Annotated in this window: 21 protein-coding genes; 2 read left to right on the forward strand and 19 right to left on the reverse strand. The window is 39.6% G+C overall.

Annotated elements, in window-relative coordinates:
• Nucleotide 1: 1 nt before the first annotated feature.
• Genes bhn_RS12145 through bhn_RS12175 form a run of 7 tightly spaced genes read right to left on the reverse strand, consistent with a single transcriptional unit; the run spans nt 2 to nt 6474 of the window.
• A complete protein-coding gene (locus bhn_RS12145) occupies nt 2-1795 on the reverse strand; it encodes a LicD family protein (RefSeq protein ID WP_148661952.1) in 1794 nt (597 codons plus the stop codon).
• Nucleotides 1722-3437 (reverse strand): LicD family protein, encoded by a 1716-nt coding sequence (locus bhn_RS12150; RefSeq protein ID WP_071176942.1) that lies wholly within the window; start codon nt 3435-3437, stop codon nt 1722-1724. Before bhn_RS12150 ends, bhn_RS12145 begins: the two co-directional genes overlap by 74 nt.
• An 18-nt stretch (nt 3438-3455) precedes the next feature.
• On the reverse strand, nt 3456-4175 hold the full coding sequence (locus tag bhn_RS12155; RefSeq protein ID WP_071176943.1) for a glycosyltransferase family 2 protein: 720 nt from the start codon (nt 4173-4175) through the stop codon (nt 3456-3458).
• Nucleotides 4176-4177: 2 nt separating this feature from the next.
• Complete coding sequence (locus tag bhn_RS12160; RefSeq protein ID WP_071176944.1) at nt 4178-4504, reverse strand: cupin domain-containing protein; 327 nt, start codon at nt 4502-4504, stop codon at nt 4178-4180.
• The gene (locus bhn_RS12165; protein WP_083385981.1) at nt 4501-5229 is read right to left on the reverse strand and encodes a glycosyltransferase family 2 protein; all 729 of its coding nucleotides are present in this window, start codon (nt 5227-5229) and stop codon (nt 4501-4503) included. Before bhn_RS12165 ends, bhn_RS12160 begins: the two co-directional genes overlap by 4 nt.
• Nucleotides 5226-5858, reverse strand: a complete 633-nt coding sequence (locus bhn_RS12170) for an HAD family hydrolase (protein ID WP_071176946.1) — start codon at nt 5856-5858, stop codon at nt 5226-5228. Before bhn_RS12170 ends, bhn_RS12165 begins: the two co-directional genes overlap by 4 nt.
• The gene (locus bhn_RS12175; protein ID WP_071176947.1) at nt 5848-6474 is read right to left on the reverse strand and encodes a PI-PLC domain-containing protein; all 627 of its coding nucleotides are present in this window, start codon (nt 6472-6474) and stop codon (nt 5848-5850) included. The genes bhn_RS12170 and bhn_RS12175 overlap by 11 nt, the downstream gene beginning before the upstream one ends.
• Nucleotides 6475-6596: 122 nt before the next feature.
• Here bhn_RS12175 and bhn_RS12180 point away from each other — a divergent pair, with 122 nt between their 5' ends.
• Entirely contained in the window at nt 6597-7544 is a 948-nt protein-coding gene (locus bhn_RS12180; RefSeq protein ID WP_071176948.1) for a hypothetical protein, read from the forward strand.
• On the opposite strand, the gene bhn_RS12185 is transcribed toward bhn_RS12180, so the two are convergent.
• Genes bhn_RS12185 through bhn_RS12215 form a run of 7 tightly spaced genes read right to left on the reverse strand, consistent with a single transcriptional unit; the run spans nt 7539 to nt 14368 of the window.
• Entirely contained in the window at nt 7539-8546 is a 1008-nt protein-coding gene (locus bhn_RS12185; RefSeq protein ID WP_071176949.1) for a glycosyltransferase family 2 protein, read from the reverse strand. The genes bhn_RS12180 and bhn_RS12185 overlap by 6 nt on opposite strands.
• 4 nt (nt 8547-8550) lie before the next feature.
• On the reverse strand, nt 8551-9714 hold the full coding sequence (locus bhn_RS12190) for a CgeB family protein (protein ID WP_071176950.1): 1164 nt from the start codon (nt 9712-9714) through the stop codon (nt 8551-8553).
• A gap of 2 nt (nt 9715-9716) precedes the next feature.
• The gene (locus bhn_RS12195; protein WP_071176951.1) at nt 9717-10886 is read right to left on the reverse strand and encodes a CgeB family protein; all 1170 of its coding nucleotides are present in this window, start codon (nt 10884-10886) and stop codon (nt 9717-9719) included.
• 1 nt (nt 10887) lies between these two features.
• Entirely contained in the window at nt 10888-11727 is an 840-nt protein-coding gene (locus bhn_RS12200; protein WP_071176952.1) for a glycosyltransferase family 2 protein, read from the reverse strand.
• A gap of 11 nt (nt 11728-11738) precedes the next feature.
• The gene (locus tag bhn_RS12205; protein WP_071176953.1) at nt 11739-12689 is read right to left on the reverse strand and encodes a glycosyltransferase family 8 protein; all 951 of its coding nucleotides are present in this window, start codon (nt 12687-12689) and stop codon (nt 11739-11741) included.
• Between the two features lies 1 nt (nt 12690).
• On the reverse strand, nt 12691-13287 hold the full coding sequence (locus tag bhn_RS12210; protein WP_071176954.1) for a hypothetical protein: 597 nt from the start codon (nt 13285-13287) through the stop codon (nt 12691-12693).
• The gene (locus bhn_RS12215) at nt 13259-14368 is read right to left on the reverse strand and encodes a glycosyltransferase family 4 protein (protein WP_071176955.1); all 1110 of its coding nucleotides are present in this window, start codon (nt 14366-14368) and stop codon (nt 13259-13261) included. The genes bhn_RS12210 and bhn_RS12215 overlap by 29 nt, the downstream gene beginning before the upstream one ends.
• Before the next feature lie 120 nt (nt 14369-14488).
• Between bhn_RS12215 and bhn_RS12220 the strand changes: the two genes are divergently transcribed.
• Nucleotides 14489-15460, forward strand: a complete 972-nt coding sequence (locus tag bhn_RS12220; protein ID WP_071176956.1) for a DUF6492 family protein — start codon at nt 14489-14491, stop codon at nt 15458-15460.
• 8 nt (nt 15461-15468) lie between these two features.
• On the opposite strand, the gene bhn_RS12225 is transcribed toward bhn_RS12220, so the two are convergent.
• From bhn_RS12225 to bhn_RS12245, 5 genes are read right to left on the reverse strand one after another with little or no spacing between them, the layout of a single operon-like run.
• Nucleotides 15469-15843, reverse strand: coding sequence for an HAD family hydrolase (locus tag bhn_RS12225; protein ID WP_148661953.1), 375 nt, complete (start codon nt 15841-15843; stop codon nt 15469-15471).
• A 1-nt stretch (nt 15844) separates the two neighbouring features.
• A complete protein-coding gene (locus bhn_RS12230) occupies nt 15845-17305 on the reverse strand; it encodes a WavE lipopolysaccharide synthesis family protein (RefSeq protein WP_071176958.1) in 1461 nt (486 codons plus the stop codon).
• 11 nt (nt 17306-17316) lie between these two features.
• Entirely contained in the window at nt 17317-19416 is a 2100-nt protein-coding gene (locus tag bhn_RS15470; RefSeq protein WP_236845920.1) for an SIS domain-containing protein, read from the reverse strand.
• Nucleotides 19417-19434: 18 nt separating this feature from the next.
• Nucleotides 19435-20484, reverse strand: coding sequence for a GT-D fold domain-containing glycosyltransferase (locus bhn_RS12240; RefSeq protein ID WP_071176959.1), 1050 nt, complete (start codon nt 20482-20484; stop codon nt 19435-19437).
• A 16-nt stretch (nt 20485-20500) separates the two neighbouring features.
• Nucleotides 20501-21460, reverse strand: a complete 960-nt coding sequence (locus bhn_RS12245) for a hypothetical protein (protein ID WP_071176960.1) — start codon at nt 21458-21460, stop codon at nt 20501-20503.
• Nucleotides 21461-21470 lie beyond the last annotated feature (10 nt).

Raw genomic sequence — 21470 nt, forward strand, 5'->3', positions numbered from 1 at the left:
CTCAGAACTTGTAGTTTTCTAGCAAAACAATCTTTTCTTCCCAGTAGGAGCGTGTTTTCTCTCCCGCAAGTTCTGTCAAAACTCTGATATATAAATCTCTTATCTTCTCAGATTTAAGTACAACCTTATCTGCATTCACAACAGCTGGCTGTTCGATAAATGTCTTAAGCGATATAGCCACCGGATCCGTGTCACTTACAGGATCTATTACGTCAAAGCATGGAATATAAACCAGCTCATCTGTGTATTTTAAAAGTTCCTCAGAATAAAGCTTATCCGGAACAGTCATGCTATAGCTCTCGCCATCGTAAGGCACCTGAATTACTATTACGTCCGGATGAATTCCAGCAAGGTCAAACTCATCAAAGCTTGTAAAGTGCTCATCTGCCATAAAGAGATCTCTCTCATCATGCCTTTCGCCGACATTTCCATTATGATCACAGTCATAGAATGGAATCGGGATCACGTAAGTCTCAACATTCTCATCAGACACAGCCTTTCTATAGAGTGGTCTCATGCTCTCCCACCACTTAGCTCTGCAAGGCATGAAAAGAACTGTTTTCTTACCATTTTTCTTTTCCTCAATGAGCTTTTCTATAGTAGCTGTCATTTCGATATTCTTTTGTAAAAGAGCCTCAGCATCTGCGCTCTGTCCCTGACTTGCCGCAGCTTCAAGCCCTGCGCGGGTATTCTCCAAAAGCTGCAGAGATGATTGAAGCTCATCAATCTGCTTTGGATGCTTTCTCTTTACATCAAAACTCTGCTTATCAAGGGTATATCTAAATGGATTGTGTCCAAGATGCTCCTTTAGTCTATGCTCCTGTTCCCCATAACATGGGTAATTATGTACTCCGCTGCCTCTTTTGACAGTCATGTAGTCCCCATAGTAATTGGTAAGGAGCTCATGATATCTGGTAGGTACAGTAACTATAGTATGCTCAAATGGTGCTTCCTTTCCCTCCTGATACACTTCTATAGGATTCTTTGCCCAGTGCTCAGTTATCCATACATACATAGATGCTACTTCTTTTGCATCCTCATCTCTGCATTCCTTAAGGATCTTATCAAGGAGCACAATGAGGGCTCTAGCTAGCTTATAATTTCTTGGAAGCTTTGTATTATTTGCTTTCTCGATCTTTAACAAAAGAGCAAGCAGTTCTTTATCCTCTGTCCCTCTAGCAGCCAGGATAGAGCAGGCTTTTAATACGTCGTTACCTCTATCTCGCCTTTCTTCCTCTTTTTCTGAGTCGTTATATATCTTGTCCATTGGGAAGATATCAACGCCTGTCACATAGGGACAGCCGTAGAATTTATCCAAATGCTCTTTTTCTAAGTTTATGGTTGTTCCGTTTGTGATCCTTCCAAGAGCTAGGGTGTACTGCTCCTCGTCCTCAACTGTAAGGATCTTGTACTCCTTGGGAAGCTCCTGCCTGGCGTATTCAAAAAATCTCTCCCAGTCATCCCTTAACATGGATATATCAAAGTCATCATCCCAAGGAATGTAGCCTTTATGCCTGATGGTGCCGATGAGAGTTCCCATATCGGCGTACCACTTGATATCATGCCTCTTACAGATCTTGTCTATCTCTGATAGAACCACAAGCTGGGCAGCCCAAAAGCGCTTCATCATCTCTGGGACAAAGAAGCCTTCTCTTACCTCATCTTTAAACCACTCTTCTGAAAATGTTAGCTTATCAAGTTCTACCATTGCTGCTCCTAATTTATTCGTTGTAGTCCAATATACTAATGTCCATTCCAGCATCTGTGCAAAGCTCAGACAATCTGCATCTATCACCTATATAGCTATTGCACACACAAAGAGCCTTATCTATCTCTGAAGTCCTTGGGCTCTCAGTTACAGTCACATTTGAAAGAAGCTTAATATCCTCCAAAAATGCAAGGTACTTTCCTTCTATCTCCAGACCGCACTTAGATAAAAAGGTCTTTAAACCTTCACTCACAAACACAAGCACACTCTCATCATTTCTAGTATGCTCATCAATGAGCTGCCTTATCTTATCTATTTCAAGAAATGTGTTGTTTACTATACCTGTAGCAGATACACCTATGAGAACAGTATTCCTCGTATCTTCCGTGCCTCTGTCTCCAAGGCATATTTCCTTAAATACCGACCTTCTGATAGCCTTTAGATCGCTATTTAGCCCTTCCGTATAAGAGATCATCCACTCACATTCTGCATCCATAGGCCCCTTTTCATCCTTGAGCCTGTCATAGTATCTAAATAGATCTTCGCAGTATTTTTCAAAGCCTGCGATGGTTCCTGACTTTTCTCCTACTATTGTCTCAGCAAATGTTCCTATAGAAGTTGCAAGCTCCTGCATCTGTCCCAAAAGATCAAGAGAAATACTGATATTTCCCTGATATGCATTGCTGTTTACTTCCATCATAGCTTCATCAAGAATCCCCAAAGTATCAACTATATGCTTTTTATCCTTTGGATAAAGGTAAAGTTCTCCGATATCTCCGCCAATAAGGACGTTAACTTCAGCTCCCCAGAAGGGATAGTTGTGTCCTGCTGCTCCCCTTACAGGAGTCATATAATCTTCGCCATAGATACTTGCAAGGGTTTCTCTATAGTCCTTTGGAACTACAATATCAGTCATTTCAAAAGGAAGCACTGCAGTTCCTTTGTAATACTCTTTATCTCTATAGCTATATATAGCAAGAGGAAGCTTCGGGCAGTATTCAACGCCAATTGCATCTTCCTCGCTGCAGCTCCTTGCCACCATATCTGTGATCCTGCAGAGCTGATTTCTTAATGGTTTATTTCCATCAAGCTGGAAATTCACCAAAGCCCTTGGAAGTAGCCCCAGTACTGTATTAATGTCTGAATATAAAGAACTATCTCTAGGCACATCCGATAGACTTATAAGCCTTCCGCCAAATTCAGTATTCTCAAGATCCATACAGTCATATACTGTCTTGTATGCAAGGCAGTACAGCTGCTGATAAAACTTAAGCTTTTCTGGATCCCTTGGATAATAGTCCAAAGGGAAAATATCAACCGAACATATAAAAGGACAGCCATGAAATTGTTCCATTCTGTCCTCGTCCCATTCTAGTTTTTCAGCTTCATGTGTTACTATCGCATGAAAATTATAAAAAGAATCAGAGGAATAAATACTCCTTACGCATACCCCGTCGCCAATCTCGTCAGCGTGCTCCAAGAATCTATGATAATCTTCCCTAAGCATGGCAATGTCGATATCATCATCCCAGGGAATTATGCCCTCGTGTCTTACTGCACCTAGGAGCGTTCCTACTTCGGCAAAATAGGTGATATCGTACTTCTCACAAAGGCCCCTTATCCTTTCAAACAGTTCGAACTGAGAGCCCCAGGCTCTTTTCATCATTTCGCTGACAAGGAATCCTTCTCTTATTTCGTCTTTGAAATATCCATCGGGAAATTTAATCATACAAAGCCTTTCAGAGTATTAAATAATCTTCTTTTCAAGGAAAAGATTTAGATCCTCAGGTGTGCCAAGTCCATGCATCTTTTCACCGATGTCGAAATAAGTGATCCTTCCACCATCTGCGATCATCTCGTTGTAAACAGGCGCTACATAGAACTCATTATTAACACGAATATTCTTATCTATCATCTGATGAGCATATCTAACGAAATCCTTGCCATGACTATAGTTGTAGATTCCTACTGTAGCCTGATCTGAAATAACTTCCTTTTCACGAACCTCAGTAACAAGTCCCTCATCTGTGTATCTGATGTAGCTCCACTTTGGGTGGTTTGCAGGCATTGTCATGATAAGTCCATCGTACCCCTTAATCTTTGCAAGGTAATCGTTAATATCGATATCTACGTACTGGTCGCTATTTGCGATCATAAGCGCATCATCGTTATCTATGAGTTTTTCTGCCAAAAGAACTGTGCATGCAGCACCTTCTGTCACATAATCGATTGGGATTATCTCACACCCTGGAGCAGCTTTCTTAAGCATATCTTCAAGAGGGAACCTCTCCATATGCTCTCTCTGGCAGATAAATATAAAGCGAAAATCATCTTTTGGTCTGATATTATCAGCCACAAGCTCGATCATAGCTCTTCCGTTAACATCAATAAGTGGCTTTGGATTAACATATCCAGCATCAGCAAATCTGCTGCCGCGTCCAGCCATAGGAACAACAATATTAAGCATCTTTAATCCTCCGAAAGGTATTTGTCATTATTAGCACCAGGAAGCTTTACTACTACATTCATAGAATCTTCAAGTGCTTCAAAGGCTGTAGCTTCGCCTGGTTCAACTACCACTACGTCGCCTTCTTCAAAGATCTGGTCAAACATCTTGACCTTGCCCTTAACTATCGCAGTAAACTCTGTGGCGATCTTGTGATAATGCTTATCTTCCTTATCACCCTTTTTGTAGGTCTTAACTGCAACCTCGCAGTCATTGGTCTTATAAAGAGATGGCTCAAAATTTCCTATGAACCAGCCGCCCTTCATATCGCTTAATTTAGCTTTCTTCATCTTCTTGCAAGGCTCCTTTCATATTCGCTTACCTTCTCTGCAGCGTGGAAGGAGTGGAATTTCTCCTGGTCGATCTTGTAGAATGTGATCTTTTTATTCTTAAGGATCATTTCATTCATCGATGATGAAATGTAAAACTTATCGTTTATCTGGGTATCTTTTCTAATAGCAGCCTTGGCTGACTTTACAAAATCAGATCCATGTCTGAAGTAGTAGAAACCAGAAATAGCATCTCTTGAAACAGGTCTCTTTTCAGCAACCTCTGTGACCTGATCCTCTTCAGTTCTGATATAGGACCATCTAGGATGGAAGCTCTGGAAACTGATAAGTCCACCATCTGCATCCTTGCTGTCAAAGAAATCAAGAACCTCTGTTACGCTTGTATCAGTTATCTGGTCATAATTGCAGATAATAAGCGGATCGTCACTGTTAATATAATCAATTGCAATAAGACATGAACAAAGAGCTCCTCTAGTCCTTTGCTTTAATGTGATGACATCTGCATTTCCATCTGTCATGAGCTTTACGATATTGTCCAAATGGAACTTATCACAGTCTTCATCTGACAGGATAAAGATGAAATGCTTGTCCTTAAGCTCATCAAACTTCTTGATCACATGTTGGATCATTGGTTCCCCAGCTACTTCAACAAGTGGCTTGGGATAAAAGCTATTTTGAAAAAACTCCGCTCCGCCTGCAGCAGGAATAAGAATATTTACCATCATCCATTCTCCACTTCTTTAATTCTGTTCATGATATTCGTGTAGTTGACATCATGCACGTCCTGAACCTTCAAAAGATTTGCGCCGCTCCTCTTAGCTGCAAGGATTCCATTTTTGTTATCCTCAAGCACAAGGCACTCCTCTGGTAAAAGATTCAGCTTATTGATAGCAGTTGTGTATATTTCAGGATCTGGCTTCGCATTTTTGACATCTTCATTAGATACCAAAAAGTCAAAGTATTCCAAAAGCTCCGCCTTTTCCATCATTGTCTCTATTGTTTTTCTTACGGAATTTGAACAGACAGCCATTTTGTACCCTTGATTCTTGAGTTTAGAAAGCGCATATTCATGCTCAAATAATGGCCTGCATTTAGTATTCACAATTTCCATTGTGTATTGCTGTTTCATCTGATTGATAAAAGAGTGCAAACTCTCCGGCAAATAGAACTCTTCACTGAGCATTCTGAGTTTTTCCTTGGTAGGAAGGCCGTCAAAGCTGTGAAGATGATCATATCTTGATATCTCCATCCCAAAGAGCCCAAGGGCCTTGTTTAGCGCCTCATAATGCCAGTCCTTGGCATCGATCAGTACGCCATCCATGTCAAAAAGAATCGCTTTGATCTTAGTTCCCATAAAAATATTCCTCCGCTTCTACCGGTGTATCAGTACATAACATTACATCGGCATCATCAACGTATTTTTTTAGGAATTTCCACATATTTGCCTTATCTCGTCCATGTATCTCTGGTGAAATGATAGAAACCATCTTGCCTTGCTGTCTCATCTGGTCAATAACTCCTTCATTTATCCAGGAGTTTTCCCATTCATCCATCCAAACGCCCTGTGACTTTTCCAAAAGAACAGGCTCTTTTTCATATTCGCTCATCCTGGTGAAAGCGTTAAAATCCTGCTTGTGGTACACTACCTGCTCAGGAATAGACATATCAAAGACAAAATAGTTCTTTATGTTGAATTTATTAAGATCTGCTCTTAAGATATCCTGTATTCCATCTGCCTTGATATTGATGGCAAGTGGCATATCAGAACCAGACTCTTTGTAGGCTTTAAGGACATCCTCAAAAAGAAAGCACTCTGAAGTAGCTACATTGTGCGAAACCACAAGTTTCTCCATATAATCTCTTACATCTGTTTCTATTCCATAGCCGTGTTCAAAGGCCTTTACAAAAGCTTCCATGGAATTTTTATCTGATGCTGTCGTCCATAAACCTCTGTGAGCTAGTATTTTCATCGATTTTTCTCCATAATCCCTCATAATAAACACTCTACTATATTTTATCATAGTTATATGCCAATAAACAGCGTAACGTAGTATAATTAGAGTGTATCTACGGGATTTTAGGGAGGTTTTTCATGGCGATCTACATTATTTCACCTCAAAACAGAATAAGTGGTGGTCCTGAGCTGGCTCATCAGCTTTGCAATGCTGTAAATAGGCTATCTGATGAAAAGGCCTATATGTGCTATGTAAATCTAAAAGAGCCCTATAACATCGTAGAAAATGCCGAGACTCCTGCACCTTATCTCGTATATAATACTGAAAGTCGCTCTAACATGGATGAGATTGACAGAGCTGAAAATATAGTTATCTTCCCTGAAGGTCTCACCTTTAGTATGATGCACATCAAACGCGCCAAGATTGCACTTTGGTGGATGAGCGTTGATAACTACATCGTATCAACCCAGGAATGTAACGTTGATTTCATAAAAGATAACGTTTCTCTTCACCTTTTCCAATCCAAGTACTCAATAGAATATGTCAAAAAGATGTTTCCTGATGCCAATGGAATCTTTCTTTCAGACTACATCAATGAAGAACATGGCAAATTCATCTACCCTGCTGAAGGGCGCATGAATAATGCCTTATACAATCCTGCCAAGGGCTTTGAAGAAATAAAGCCACTTATAGCAAAAGCTTCTTGGCTTAACTGGATCCCTTTGGTAAAAATGGACCTGCCTCATATGATCCTTACAATGCAGAGTTCCAAGATATATGTTGATTTTGGAAACCACCCAGGTAAGGACCGAATCCCTAGAGAAGCTGCTGCCGACGGCTGCGTTGTTATAACCAACAAAAAAGGATCAGCAGCATTCCAAGAGGATGTGCCGATCCCTGAACAATATAAGTTTGATGATCCAGCAAGTCAGCTGGATGCTATAGATACTCTGATGCATGACATTTGCGATAATTTCGTTCAGCACCAAAATGCATTTGCTGACTACAGGAGCTTCATCGCTTCTGAGAAAGCCAAGTTTGATGAGGATGTTCTTAACTTCATCTCAGTTCTCAAGACTTTATAAAAAGAGTCTGTCGCATTCCTTCATGATAGCAATATCCAGCTGAGATATTCTGTTTTGTATCTCAATATTATCATCGTAAGGAATTGTGATGGCATTTTTTCTTAACACTGCAAGATCACGAAGGAGCTTTTCTGTATTAGGATCTGCTCCTTCGAAATATCTTTTTACATTCTTTATATCTGCTCCATACCTTGCAATCTTTTCATAGAGGCATCTGTTTATCCCAAAGGAATACATATTTGCCATAGCATATTCCATGGCATCCTTGACGCCTTCGTAGTTTTCAAGCTCATGGCATTTTTCATAGGTTGCCCCTATGGCTCCATAAATAGACGCATAATATGTGTCAAGATCCATGGTCTTCGTAGCAGAATCCGCGCTGTCGCAGTAATTGTAAAGAACCTCTTTGACATTACCAATATTCCTAGCTCTAAGGATCATATACAGTAAGATTTCAGTATCCTCAAGGCATCTTACCTTTTCACGCATTCTGATGACAGGATTATTCCACAACTCTCTTTTAAATATCTTGGTTACAAGGTAGCCGCCACAGGTAATAAGAGTTCTCCTCTTCTGGTCATCTAAATCTCCTGTTACATTATCCCCTGTATATAAAGTTGCCTTATCCTGACGCTCGCTATAAAACCCAGTATCTACGATATCGTAGTCCCCTTCTTTTGCCTTGTTATATAGTAGCTCAAACATATTTGAAGCCACATAGTCATCGCTATCAACAAGACCGATATATTCGCCTGTTGCAAAGTCAAAGCCTTGATTTCTGGCTCCGCCACTGCCTCTATTAACTCCGCCATCTATTATGACTACCTTATCAGGAAACTGCTCTTCACAGCTTTTCATGATCTCCCAGGTATTATCTGTTGAGGCGTCGTTAACAACTATGATCTCGATGTCCTGTAGTGTCTGATTAACAAGGCTACTAAGGCATCTTGTTATTGTTTTTTCTGAGTTGTACGCAGGTACTACTATGCTTACTTTTTTCATGCCATCATCCTATCTTTGCCAATATGCTCTCTATAGCCCTATCATAGCTATACTTCTCACTTACAAGCTTGTAACCATTTAGCGCTATCTGAAGCCTTGCCTTTTCGTTAGCAAGGTAAAAGCTGACCTTGTCGTGAAGCTCATCTATATCATGAAACACCTCGATATCCTTGCCAATAGTAAAGAGTTCTTCTATCTCAGGCTGGTAATTAGTCAGCATAAATCCTCCAACTCCCATGATATCAAATACCCTAAGGGGCACTCCTGATAATATGGAATGCAATGAGATATTAAGGTTTATCTTACTAAGATAATACATCCTTGGAAGCTCTTCATCATAGGAAAGCCTTCCTCCCACCTTAACTCCTGGAATACTGATAGACGTATCATTTGTATGAAGCCTTACGTCGTAGTCAGAAAGAGACTCCAATATACAGCTTCTCTCCAAAAAAGAAATATATCTTGCAAAGAGTCTTGCTCCAAGATATGTATCCTTATCCATTGAAAATGAGTCTGTATCATTTCCGCCATATATCTTCCACAGCTCTGAAATGGCAGTGTCAGAAAGCTTTCCATTTATCCTGTTCTTGCCATCCCATATGCCAAAAGAACTGTTAACAATAGCCTCTATTTCGCTCTGGGTCTCATCTGACGCCTTCCCTAAGACATCTCCATAGCTATCGTCATTATAAAGGCTTCCAACAAAGGAAACATCGCAGGAAAATCTTGCTTCATCCTCTGGATTTATCACAAGTCCCGAGTTTCTGTAGACGTTTGTAGCAAGTGGCTGGTAAAAGACTTGCTTTCCTCCCGCCTCTTTTATCTGCTCTATCTGAATCTTGTCAAAAGAAAAGATATAATTGCAGTCATTTCCAACCTGCTTCTCATAAAGTTCCTGCTGGGGCATGTCATAGATCCATGAAACATACTTAATGTCTAAACTCTCGCAGGCATCAGAAACAGCCGGTGCAAAGTCCATTGTTATGGCAACATCGATCCCATCGCCTGTTAGTAGCTCTTTTACCCTATCGATATCACCCTGGTCCTTACTATGAATCGAAATTCCAGTATCAATAACCTTTATGGTCCTTCCGGCATTTAACATAGTCCAGGCGATGTCATCATATTTAATTTCTTTTAAATACAATAATCCATAGACTGTACTCATGTTCACTCCATAGTCACTATATCTATAATTTCCTGAAGTCGTCCTTCATATGTGTGATCAGCAAGGACCTTGTCATGGCCTCTCCTTGCGATATCAAGTCTCTCATCCTCATGGATCAGGTAGTAATCTATCTTGTCCAAAAGATCCTTCTTACTTTCGTAATAAACAAAGTCCTCTCCCGGAACAAAAAACCTTAGATAGTCCTCCTGATAGTTAGAAAGAAGGAATCCTCCGCATCCCATAATATCCATTGCCCTTAAAGGTATGCCCTTTTGAATGCTTCTTAGAGAAATATTTAAGTTAATTGCAGAAGTTTTGAACACAATAGGCATCTCAACGTAGTAATCCGCTTCGCCCCTGTTATCAACGCCTTCTGCGCAAAAAGTCTTATCCTTGGTATACAGATTCACAGGATGCTTTTGACCTATTTCCCTTATAAAAGAGCTTCTCTCAAGGGCTGTGATCTTTCTGTTAATTACATAATTAGCATAAAGATATTCATAGGTCGCAACGCTGTCATATCCAGGCTTTATCTCCAGAACCTTTTCCATCTCTGCTATGGCACGCTCTGTAAGGGAGCTCTCGATAATGTTAACTCCCTGAAGCTCCATCTGAGTGCTTATAAGTCCCTCCAAATAGCCCTTTGTATAGTCTGAAATCTTGCCTTCAAGCCTGTCATAGTAGGTGTGATCCTCAGTATATAACTGACCCACAAAGGAAATATCTCCGCCGTATTTTTTTGCCATATCACCAGTGACAGTAATGGAGTCGTATCTTTCTACAGGCGCCGCCATTGGCAGATAAAAGACATTCTTAAAACCCTGACTAGCAAACAGCTCATACATCTGTGAATCAAATACAAATACATAATTGCATTTATTGATAAGAGTATAGGAAAAGAGCCTTACAGCAGGGTTATCATACACCCACGCTGCATACTTTACGCCAAGTTCATTGCAAACCTTAGAAACAACAGGAAAATAGTTAAAAGAAAGAACAAAATCAAAGTTTAACTTCCCTATATCCTCTTTGAACTTTTCCATAAAATCTTTGTCATCATCATCTATATGATTATCAAAAGCATAGGTAGTAACTGATATTCCAAGCTTTTTGGCAGCCTGTATCAGATCTTCATTTCCTATGCTTTTCCAGTCCAAAAATAAGATATTCATATTACTTTTGTTCTTCCTTCATCTTATTGGCCATGTTGATAATTTCAATAAGTCTGTCTGTTCCATAAGTATTGATGATGTTCTGATAGAACTGAAGCCTGAACACGTCTACTTCTCTTGGGTCATGAACAGTTTCAAGCATGTTGAGATACGCAATAAAGCCCTTGGGGCTTTCCATAAACTTTTTGTCTGAGCTTGCTGAAAGTCCATCCGGCAGATATTCGCAGATGTAAATGATCTCATTAAACCATCTTATCTTGTAGCCGTCCCTTGCAATGCTATCCCAGATCAGAGACTCCGGAACAAACTTTTCACCCTCAAACTCAGGAAATGGATATTTCTTTAAAATGCTGGTCTTGTAGACCTCAGCTTTATCATCTAAGAGATTATACAAATGTCTCTGCAGATTGGTGCAATCTACATATTCTCCTTCAAACTTACCATAGCCTCCAACAGGCTTCATATCTGGCTCGCTCTTAAGTCCACTTACTGCAGCAAAAGAGTCATCGTCAGCAATCTGGGAAAACCATCTGTTAACCTTCTCTATTGCATCATCAAGAATGTAATCATCGCTATCAACGATAAAGAAGGCATCGCTCGAAGCCATCTGAACAGCTTTGTTGATACCTCTATGCTTTCCGCCATTTTCTACTTCTTTGTAGATGATAGGAAAGTCATTTTCTTCCTTAAGCCAAACATCAAAAAGCTCATTAGTATTGTCTGTGCTTCCATCATTTATGACTATCCATTCAAAATCCTTGGATGTCTGCCTCTTAAGGGAATTATAAAGTTGTTCCAATCTGTATGCCCTGTTATATGTGGGCGTAAAAACAGTTACCATATGAAAATCCTTTACATGATCTCTTTTACCTTGGCCATAAGTTGCTGAAGTAGATCAGCCTGTGTTCTATTCTTCTCATCAAGATTTCTCATGAATAGCTCAATTGAATTATCTGTAACAGCTGATTCTACAAAGCTTTCCAGTAGTTCCTGATAAATAGGCGTCTTTTTGGCATAGTCCCACCACAGCTTTTCTATACCAAAGTGATAGTTAGCATTTTCCCATGGCTTTGCACCAGGAAAGTGCACTATTGCCACATCTTTTTTAACCTCTTCATAGGTTATGCCTGAAGTGTGGGCAACTCTGGCAAAAAGGTCATAATATGCAAAATCAACGTAATCTACATTTTTCCAATGAACCCAGTTAAGTATATCCTGATCTGGTGCCTCCATCTGATAATCCCAGGCTTCAAAGGCATCAAGATAGGTCTTAAAGGAGTATCTTTTGCGCATGAGTTCTAAATTAAGGAGCATCACGCCAGCATTAAAATATCTATAGCCATGCTCATAGGCTTCTCTAAACATCTCATTGTGCTTTGGTCCATAGCCTTCTTTTTGATTAAAGCCGCCCTTGTCATCGCAGGCAATTATCTCTTTGTCAGCAAAGTCCATGTTATAAAGGTCAGTTAAATCTTTATTAATGACCATATCTCCATCAAGATAAAGAGCTCTTGAAATGTTATCAGGAAGTACATCAAACATCATAAGTCTAAAATAGGTCTCTAGACTCCACTGTTCATTTCTTGGAAGCTTATCGCTAAACATACTCCTATCTATGGCAACGAGATGTATATTTACGCCATGTTCTTCCAAGGCTCCCTTAAGGAACTTTTCATCTTCACCTGTAAGCTCGCTGTGAAGAAGATAAGCATCAACGCTCTCTTTAGAATTGATCCCAAGAGATGTGAGCATTACAAGGGTATATGGAATATATTTTCTATTAAGTGCCGTAATTACATTCATCTTACTTTCTCACTTTCCAGATTACGCAGTCAGGCGCAAGCAAATACTTCTTTTCATTCGGAAATGCTCTCTCGATTTCCTGTTTAAGAGGTGTCTGACCAATGCACATGGCAAAAAGAACTCCGCCATCCTTTAAGGCCCCATAAGCATTTTTTACTGCGACCTCAGGAGCAGTACACTCTCCTACGCCGTTCAAAACTACCATGTCGCTTTTTCTATCATTGTTTTCCTTGATATACTCTGACTCAGGCTTTAACTCCGCCAGGATATTAAGGAAATGCTTTTGGATATAATCGTTAGATGCACCATATTCAATAATGAGCTTGGCGTCCTTACTCCTTGTGTGCTCTCTGATGAACATAGTGTCCAGCATTGCATAGCAGATATCATACTGAGAGATTACTGGATCGCCGCCGACAAACGCAGCGTGAGCATCAAGATTATTAAGGATCAGCGTTGAAACAGTAGTATTGTCAAAGTAGTCATGAAACGGAACTCGTCCCTTGTTAGAAAACCAGTCCTCAAGGTCCAGCAATACTTCATCTTCCTTTTCACTTTTATATAGATATTTAAAACCCTCTAGCGCAAAGTTTCCCATATATCTCCCCAGCTATCTTTTCAAGATTAAATAGCTCTTGTCCTCTGTCGTAAGATGCTTTGGACATCTTATCAAGATCACTTTCCGTACAAAGTTTTACAAGAATGTCTGAAAAGCGCTTTGCATCACCGATAGGAGCGCTAAGCCCCGCTTCGTCATTACCAATACAGTCTCTATAAGACTCAATCTGCGTAATAGCCATAACACAGCCTGTGCAAAGAGCTTCTGTCATGGCGTTTGGAACGCCGCCTTCCATGTCACTTGTAGAAGCAAATATCTTTGCTTTCTCATATTCTCTGTGAAGCTCTTCTTTATCACTTATATTATCGATCACTATGATCCTATCTGCTATCTCTAAGTGGTATTCCATGAACATATCCAGATATTCGAAAAATCCTGGATCAATAGGACCTATAAGCTTCAAAGTCCAGTCAGGAAGTTTATCAGCGGCAATAACAAAAGCATCAAGAAGGGTCTTTATCCTCTTTTGCTCCTCTATGATCCTTCCCACGTACAAAATGGTATTATTCCTATCAGCTATTGGAACGTAATCCACCTTGCTAGTACCTTTTACAAGGTTATAATAGCCATTTCTCTCGCACTCTATGTTCCAGTCCCACTTTTCATTTAAGAACCTTGTCATGGTTGCATCTGACTGCCACATAAGGTCCATATTGTCAAAGTAGCTAAAAAATGGATCTTTATAAAACACCAGTCTGTCTGCATACTCAATATTCATATCAAGGGCGCAGGTCTTCATGCACTTTGCACCAATTTCTCTTAGATACTCGGACATCAATAGATCATGACTTGTAACGCCATAGAACATGAAAAGATCGATATTATCTATATTCTTTCGTATGTATTCTTTTTTACATTCAATGGAACTATCTTCAAGAACTACGAAATTTATACCTTCAAGATACTCAAGATATGTATATTCTTCGCCTGGACCGGTCACCAAAGTAACTTCACATCCATGATTTTTGTGAAGAAGATACGGAACAAGCGCAATATCTTTGGCCAGTTCCACATTATACCAAGGCCTTGGTTCCCATACTATAGATGTTATTCTGTGCATTGTAACTCTATCCCCCTCAGGTCCAGTACTTTTCGGCTCATCAATATACTTAATTATACATCAAAAAGCTCTTATTATTTGATATAATAACTGTTGTAATCATGTGTTGGAGGTGCCTAAATGACTAATTCAAATGATCATAAGTATCCTTGCATTATCCCAGCTGTTCCAGAAGATTTTAATAGAGCCAAAGCTACTCTTCACTATCTATTTGAATTTCTTCCTGTGAGCAAGATCGTATTCATAGGCCCTTCATCCCTAGAACCACTAGTTAATGAAACTGACGATTCTGATCTGACTATCGAATATATAAACGAAAACTCCTTAGTACCTTTTTCTAAGGTAAAAGAAGTTTATGATCCAATATTAGCTGCTGCCACTACCAAGGCTATTTCCACCGTAAACTGGTATTATCAGCAGTTTCTTAAGATGGCATACGCAAATGTCTGCGAGGAAGAATACTATCTTTCCTGGGATGCCGACACTATTCCTGTCAAAAAAATAGAAATGTTCTCAGAAAACGGCAAGCCTTACTTTGACGTCAAGCCAGAATTCAATACCAGCTATTTTGTCACTATTGAAAGACTTTTTGGCTACACCAAGATAATTCAGGACTCCTTCATATCTGAGCACATGGTCTTTAACAAGGACTTCATGCTTGAAATGATAGCAGAAATTGAGAAAACCAGCTTTGAAGGAGAAGCCTTTTATGAAAAGATCCTGTCAGCTGTAGGTACCGATAATCTAAAGCTTGGTTTTTCTGAGTTTGAAACCTTTGGAACCTTTGTTGCTATGCGTCACCAGTCTGCATATATGCTCAGAAAGTGGAAATCTTTCAGAAATGCAAACTTCTTTGTGGATATCTCTGATATCACTCCAGAAGATATAAAGTGGCTTTCCAAGGATTATCACGCCGCAACCTTTGAAAAATACCACGAAACTGAAGATATACTAACAGGGCTTTTTAGAGATCCTCGTTACAGAGAAAAGTTATCACCAGAGCAGTTCTACATAGCAATCCTTGAAAGCGGTGCCATGGGTGAATACAAAGACGGCAAGCTAAAAGTAGGCGATAGTTACTACCCTATCTAACAAAAAAATTACAGCTCTTCATCGATAGTAACATTCATTTCTGGGAATGTGTCTCTTTTTAGATTAAGAGCCATGCCCATTTTAAGACCACTTGGCTTATCATCATTTAGTAAGATCCTCTCTCCATAAGGAGCATTAAATATAATATGATCAAATCTAATAGAATTCCTTTTTAGGAATTCTATTGTTTTTTCACGATATTCGTCAGTTCTGGATGTAATGAATACAACCATATCCTCTTTTGGAATCCCATCAAGGAACTCTTTTGCTCCAGGCAAAAAAGAATCCTCGCCATCTATCTTGTAGCCATTGTGCTTAACTATGGTTCCATCAATATCCAATATCCAGGTATGTCCAAGTTTTGATAAAACTATGCTTTCCATATCACTCCTCAAATTCATGAAGATAAAGTTGTGTCCAAGTACTGTTACTAAGGCTGCCATCTGCAATAAGCATATTATTAGTCATATACTCACTGTCATACTTTTTCCAGTAGAACATAAGCTGCAAAGGATCGATAATGATTGCAGCATTTTTAAGAAACTTCCAGTAATGCATCAGTTCATCATCACTTTCTTCAAGAATTCTTCCTAATATCACTCTCTCATAAAAGCTTCCGGCAAGATAGGATTCCGGATCCTTATAGGGTCCTATCTTATGGCATAAAGCCATTCTCTCCTCTTTACTGTAACCCAAAACCGAGAACACATCGTCCCTCGGGGTGAGCCTGAATACCCTGTCATACTGATATCCTGTGCTTTCCTCGTCGCGATAGGTGTTTTCTAATCTCTCATCCTCTCCAGAGCAGGAATAAAACCTCTTTATATCTCCAATTGTTCCGAAGGTCATAAAATCTGTAAGTCTAAAAGGATATGTCATAAGAGATGAGTATCCCCCTAGAAATTCTATTCTGCCTTCAAGTCCCTCCTGTGCTACAGGGTAAAGCTTTATCATATTTCTCATGTAGCTTAAAAAATCCGGCAAAAAGAACCTCTGATCAGTTCTGGTCTTTAAAACATATTTTATATTCTGATCTTTTTCAGCAAGCTCTATTCCCTTTAATGAACTAAATGCCTGGAGTTTTACATTTGTCTTACCTTTTATTTCAGGCTTTTCATTTTCTAATACGATGACATCAGCTGCTTCTACCATATATCTAAGCTCTGGAGTAACTTCACCTGTCCAGGTAGATAATATGATGGTTGTAACAGGATAAAGTCTTCTGTAGTACAAAAGAGTCTCTAATGTGAAGTCACCTTCATAGAGAACGGGTCCCTGGATCACAATGGCAGTATCAGAAAGTTCAATCCTTGGATAGATCTTTCTTACTGAAAAGTGCCATAACTTGTTCAGAGTGTAGTAATCCATATTTATGGCATTTAGCTTTACCATGTTCTTGCATATGTCTAATACACTGGCATCATCCACGCTTTCCATTGGAGGAGCAGGAACATCAAATCTCACTTTAAGAGAAAGGATTCCTGCCTTATCCTTAACTATCTTAAGGCTATCCAGGATCACTGTTTCATCAGTCTCTTCAAGGCACTTTGCGTACTGTTCCATAATAGTAAGGGCATCCTGGATCAAGCTCTGCAATACTCCAAGTATCCTTTTTCTCTCAGAATCTTCTAAAGATATCAATGCAATATTAGAATATTCATGCTTAGAAAAAAAGCCAAAAGTAAGCTCTATGTACTGAGAAAAAGCCAGCATATTCTGCTGGGCAGCTATGATATAGTTTTTGAAATCATCCTGGCCGACATGCTGCGTTGCTATAGCGCTGTCCTTTTCCACCTGATTAAATTTATCTATTACTAGTTTTTTAAAAGCTGCAGAATATTCCATCTAGCTACTCCTTAGTTCTCTACTGATAAGATTTCTCCAATTGCTCCGCCTGGATGGTTTTCCTTGAACCTATCCAGTGAAACATCCATTCTTCTTGCAAGCTGCATTGCAATCATCTGAAGCACAATAAGGAAACAGGTAGTGGAATTATTAGGAATGATATTCCATGGGTCTCCTTCATGCTCAAGAGGAATAATAAGCTTATTGTCTACATACTTCACCAAAGTTCCATTTTCATTACAGCTCATAAGCCAGAGCTTTACACCCTCTCTCTTTTTCATGAGCTCGGCAAGGTATACTGATTCTGTGGTACTTCCGCTCTTAGTAAGGATCATGAGCACATCACCAGGGTGAACCAGGCCCATTTCACCATGTACCGCGGAATTTGTATGTAAGAATCTGGCATCAAGGCCAAGGGAAACCATTGTTCCCTCAAATTTTTCGCAAATAGGAACATTCTTGCCAAGTCCTGATGCGATAACTTTGTGTCCGCTCTTTAAGGCCTTCTCACAATCAAGGATGAGTCTGTCCATCTCACTCATTGATATTCCCTGAAGGGCGCTATTGATGAAGTTCATATTCCTGGAGAAATAGCTGTAGGCGCTCTCCATACCAAGGGCTTCTTCAAGGTAATAAAGCCCATTATAGAAGGCTCCACAAATAGAATCGTAGTCTTCCCAGGCATAGGTAGTAAGACTAAGCCAAATAATAGCAAGTAATATCTTTACCTGACGTCTTGTAACTTCTCCCTCCAACAGCTCAAAGAAATACTCTTCCATGTTTTCCCAGCTGTTAGAACCTATATCCAAAGTTACATCTTTATCTCTGATATCAAGACTAAATCTCTTTAAGTTAAACTGATCATAGTTGCTAAACAAACTGTAATATAGCTTAACCCAGTCATAGGCTGCATCGCCGTAAAACTCAGTATTACCAAAATATCCTCTTGGATCGATAAATACCGGATCAGAATCGTGACGAAGCACAGTGTTACTAAAGGTACAATCTCCGTGGATGAGCACAAACTCTCTTGGAGCATACTGCATTACAAGGCGCTCAACCTCTTCCTGATGGTAAAAGATATTTCTACACTCTCTACCATTTATAGTGACCACAGGGTCATTGGCAAATGGAACAAGATTTCTTACTTTCTTTAATCTGTCGTAGGTCTTATCAAGGTAAGCTACTCTATAGCTCTCCTCATCATAAGGAGCACTTTCCATCTGATGTATTTCTTTAAGTCTTCCAATTATCTTCTCAAGAACATATTTCTTTTGCTCAGTAGGAAGATAAGTATACTCATAGATATTCTTACCATCTACCAGCTCCATCACCAGTGGATCATAGGAATAAATAGCAGGTATTCCGTCAAAGTTCTTGCCCTGCATCTTCTGATACCAAGCGCATTCTCTTACTGCAAGCTTCTTGCCCTGTTCATCAATGCCTTCTTTTATGACCTTATCATTGTCGATAGTGATCTTATTAAAAGGTCTGCATCTCATCTTAGGGAGCTTATTCCACTCACTGTAAAGGCCGTATTCTTTGGTCCTGTACAGCGGCTGCTCTTCGAATTTAAGCCCCTTGCCTTTAAGATATCGTACAAACTCTCCATCTGTAGGAAGATCATCAATATAGCTCTTATCCTTGAAGATGAAGTGACCAGCTACGCCGTATTCATCGCTTCTTTCTTCAACAAACTCACCATTTTCATATTTCCAGCGGCATGAGAAGTCCTTAGAAATACCAATAATATTATTGTCTGTTTCTGGAATCTCATAATCATCAGACAGCACAAGATCGCACCAGATGAGCATAAACCTCTGACCATCAGGCACGTAGCTAAGAGCCTCAGAAAGTCCCGCACAGGTTCCGGTGTGTCCTGAGCCTGACACAAGCTTATAATCTACTGTCGCAAACTCGCGAAGGTAGCGTTCTAAGACATCAATCTTATAATCTCCGATGATGATGTATTTCTTTTCAGGATATTTTTTGAATAAGTGAAAGATCATTGGAAGGTTATTTACTGGAACCAGAGCTTTTGGCTTATTCCTTGTAAGAACCTGCATTCTTGATCCTTTTCCACCCGCCTGAACGATTATATAATCAAGCATATTGCCTCCTTTGTTGCATCAGTAAAGCCTTGCAACTATCTGTTTTTCATACTGCTCATCTTTAACATCTTCAATCTGTCTTCTATCCCCAATCTCATCGCTATTGCAGTACTTATAAGGGATATTGACTTCATAAAGGCTTGATAAGCCTCTTAAGTATTTCTCATAGATCAGATCTATATGTCCAATGTCTACAGCCTGATATCCCGCCTTGCATAGGTCATAAGCAAGAACTGTAGCTGTAGGGCCAAGAGAAATAAGAAACAGTGTATCTTTATCTCTCTTTAACGCCTCATCATAAATATCCTGATATCTGTCAAAAGCACTTTCAGAAGGTGCCAAGATCCTCTTTACTTCCAAAGCTCCATCTAAAAGATCATTTCCAACACCCATTCTGGTGTACTGGCCTTCTATTACGGTAACTTTCCTTCCTTCCCAGATTTTCTTAAGGAGACAAACGTCCTCGTCATTATCCATTCTATGCATAACTGCATTGGCATAGGTCTTGTTTTCTTTTAAAAGCTCTGAATGGAAGCGTCTGACCATAGGTCTCATATAAGCCCTGACGCCATCTGCATCGTCTTCTTCAAGGCCTTGTAAAGAACTATAAAAGTTAGGGTTAAGACCAACTAAAAGATCAGGAACATCTACCTCTAGCACTTCTCTAAGCCTATTTCCAAGCTCTTCTGATTCGCCCTGGAAGTTCCATCTCTTTGTGCCTGCTATAGCAGCAAATTCGCCATCCCCTAATCTTGCAATGGACTTCTTTTCCTCAATGATAAGGCGCAGTGTCTCTTCGATTGAGAGCATTTTGGGATAGATCACATCCACCTTATAGTCAGGTGCCGCAAGCTCATATGGAAGGCTGTCTATCCTGTATCTATTTATCCTTGCCATTTTGTAGATAGCTGCAATCTGGGCCTCAGTATTCTCATCAGTAACCTTACGTCCTTCAATTATCTGAATGAGCTGTGACAAAAGTCCATTAACTTCAGACTGCCACTTCACCAGAGCCTGATTCTCTTTTTCCAGATCTTCTATTCTTTTTTCAAGTTCAGAATGGTCCATAATAATCCCCTGCAGTTTAAATGTTTTCTACGATTGCCTTTAATAATTCATCTTCCCACTCAGGTCTATACTGGTATGCCTGTAAAGATTCCAGACTGTTTAATTGATACAAATGGTCATATATATTGGCATCTCTTTCCATTACCATCCCATCAATATCCATATATGTAGGATGAAGGCAAGTGATATTTCCTTCTCCAAGAGCTATCAGATCAAGTATCCCACTCCTAAAGCCAATAAATCTCTTAAAGGATCTTGATAAATTGTATAACTCAACCAGTTTGGTAGATAAAGGGATCGTCCCTTCAACTAATGTTTCATAAGGAAGATTGTTGTAATTACAGTAGACCTCATAGCCCTTATCCTTTATCATATCTACCATTTTTTTCCAAAATGACTCTGGAATATCACCCTGCTGAGTCCTTGCTGTTGGAAGAATCATAACTGCATTACTATATTTGCTGGCACTTTCCGGAGGATTTGGCGCTATAGCACCATTCTTTATACAATCGTCATCAAGCTCTAGAAAATCACGTCTTGATTTATTCATGAAATTATGGTCCCTAGCTCCCATGAACATAGAATTAAAGAACACGCATGAATTATTAAGTGAAATTGTATAATGAAAAAATCCATACCTGATATGATCAGAATACCATAACTGATTAAATCCGATATATGTCTGCAACGCTGTAATTTCCTCAGCTGTAAGTCCCAGCACATCATCTATCTGTGTAAATAACTGTGCCAGTTCAGTTTGATATTCAGGAACTACTGCCAATATCTGCTTGCAACCAAACTTTTTCTTGTATGCATCTAAAAAGATGCAAACCCAAAGTGTATCACCAATATGTTGAGGATTGATGATAATATCCATTCCTTCCGGTCTGTTTTCCTTTAAAGCGTTATATATTTCCTCACCCTTTAAGTACTTCTCTGCAAGTGCAGCAATTCTTGCCTGAAAAACATTATCCATGTGTTCCTCC

This window comes from Butyrivibrio hungatei (assembly GCF_001858005.1).
GTDB classification, from domain to species: Bacteria; Bacillota; Clostridia; order Lachnospirales; family Lachnospiraceae; genus Butyrivibrio; species Butyrivibrio hungatei.

Coding starts and splice junctions, on each gene's coding strand:
- bhn_RS12150 (WP_071176942.1), bottom strand. CDS start 3,437: ATGATTAAATTTCCCGATGGATATTTCAAAGACGAAATAAGAGAAGGA.
- bhn_RS12155 (WP_071176943.1), bottom strand. CDS start 4,175: ATGCTTAATATTGTTGTTCCTATGGCTGGACGCGGCAGCAGATTTGCT.
- bhn_RS12160 (WP_071176944.1), bottom strand. CDS start 4,504: ATGAAGAAAGCTAAATTAAGCGATATGAAGGGCGGCTGGTTCATAGGA.
- bhn_RS12165 (WP_083385981.1), bottom strand. CDS start 5,229: ATGATGGTAAATATTCTTATTCCTGCTGCAGGCGGAGCGGAGTTTTTT.
- bhn_RS12170 (WP_071176946.1), bottom strand. CDS start 5,858: ATGGGAACTAAGATCAAAGCGATTCTTTTTGACATGGATGGCGTACTG.
- bhn_RS12175 (WP_071176947.1), bottom strand. CDS start 6,474: ATGAAAATACTAGCTCACAGAGGTTTATGGACGACAGCATCAGATAAA.
- bhn_RS12180 (WP_071176948.1), top strand. CDS start 6,597: ATGGCGATCTACATTATTTCACCTCAAAACAGAATAAGTGGTGGTCCT.
- bhn_RS12185 (WP_071176949.1), bottom strand. CDS start 8,546: ATGAAAAAAGTAAGCATAGTAGTACCTGCGTACAACTCAGAAAAAACA.
- bhn_RS12190 (WP_071176950.1), bottom strand. CDS start 9,714: ATGAGTACAGTCTATGGATTATTGTATTTAAAAGAAATTAAATATGAT.
- bhn_RS12195 (WP_071176951.1), bottom strand. CDS start 10,886: ATGAATATCTTATTTTTGGACTGGAAAAGCATAGGAAATGAAGATCTG.
- bhn_RS12200 (WP_071176952.1), bottom strand. CDS start 11,727: ATGGTAACTGTTTTTACGCCCACATATAACAGGGCATACAGATTGGAA.
- bhn_RS12205 (WP_071176953.1), bottom strand. CDS start 12,689: ATGAATGTAATTACGGCACTTAATAGAAAATATATTCCATATACCCTT.
- bhn_RS12210 (WP_071176954.1), bottom strand. CDS start 13,287: ATGGGAAACTTTGCGCTAGAGGGTTTTAAATATCTATATAAAAGTGAA.
- bhn_RS12215 (WP_071176955.1), bottom strand. CDS start 14,368: ATGCACAGAATAACATCTATAGTATGGGAACCAAGGCCTTGGTATAAT.
- bhn_RS12220 (WP_071176956.1), top strand. CDS start 14,489: ATGACTAATTCAAATGATCATAAGTATCCTTGCATTATCCCAGCTGTT.
- bhn_RS12225 (WP_148661953.1), bottom strand. CDS start 15,843: ATGGAAAGCATAGTTTTATCAAAACTTGGACATACCTGGATATTGGAT.
- bhn_RS12230 (WP_071176958.1), bottom strand. CDS start 17,305: ATGGAATATTCTGCAGCTTTTAAAAAACTAGTAATAGATAAATTTAAT.
- bhn_RS15470 (WP_236845920.1), bottom strand. CDS start 19,416: ATGCTTGATTATATAATCGTTCAGGCGGGTGGAAAAGGATCAAGAATG.
- bhn_RS12240 (WP_071176959.1), bottom strand. CDS start 20,484: ATGGACCATTCTGAACTTGAAAAAAGAATAGAAGATCTGGAAAAAGAG.
- bhn_RS12245 (WP_071176960.1), bottom strand. CDS start 21,460: ATGGATAATGTTTTTCAGGCAAGAATTGCTGCACTTGCAGAGAAGTAC.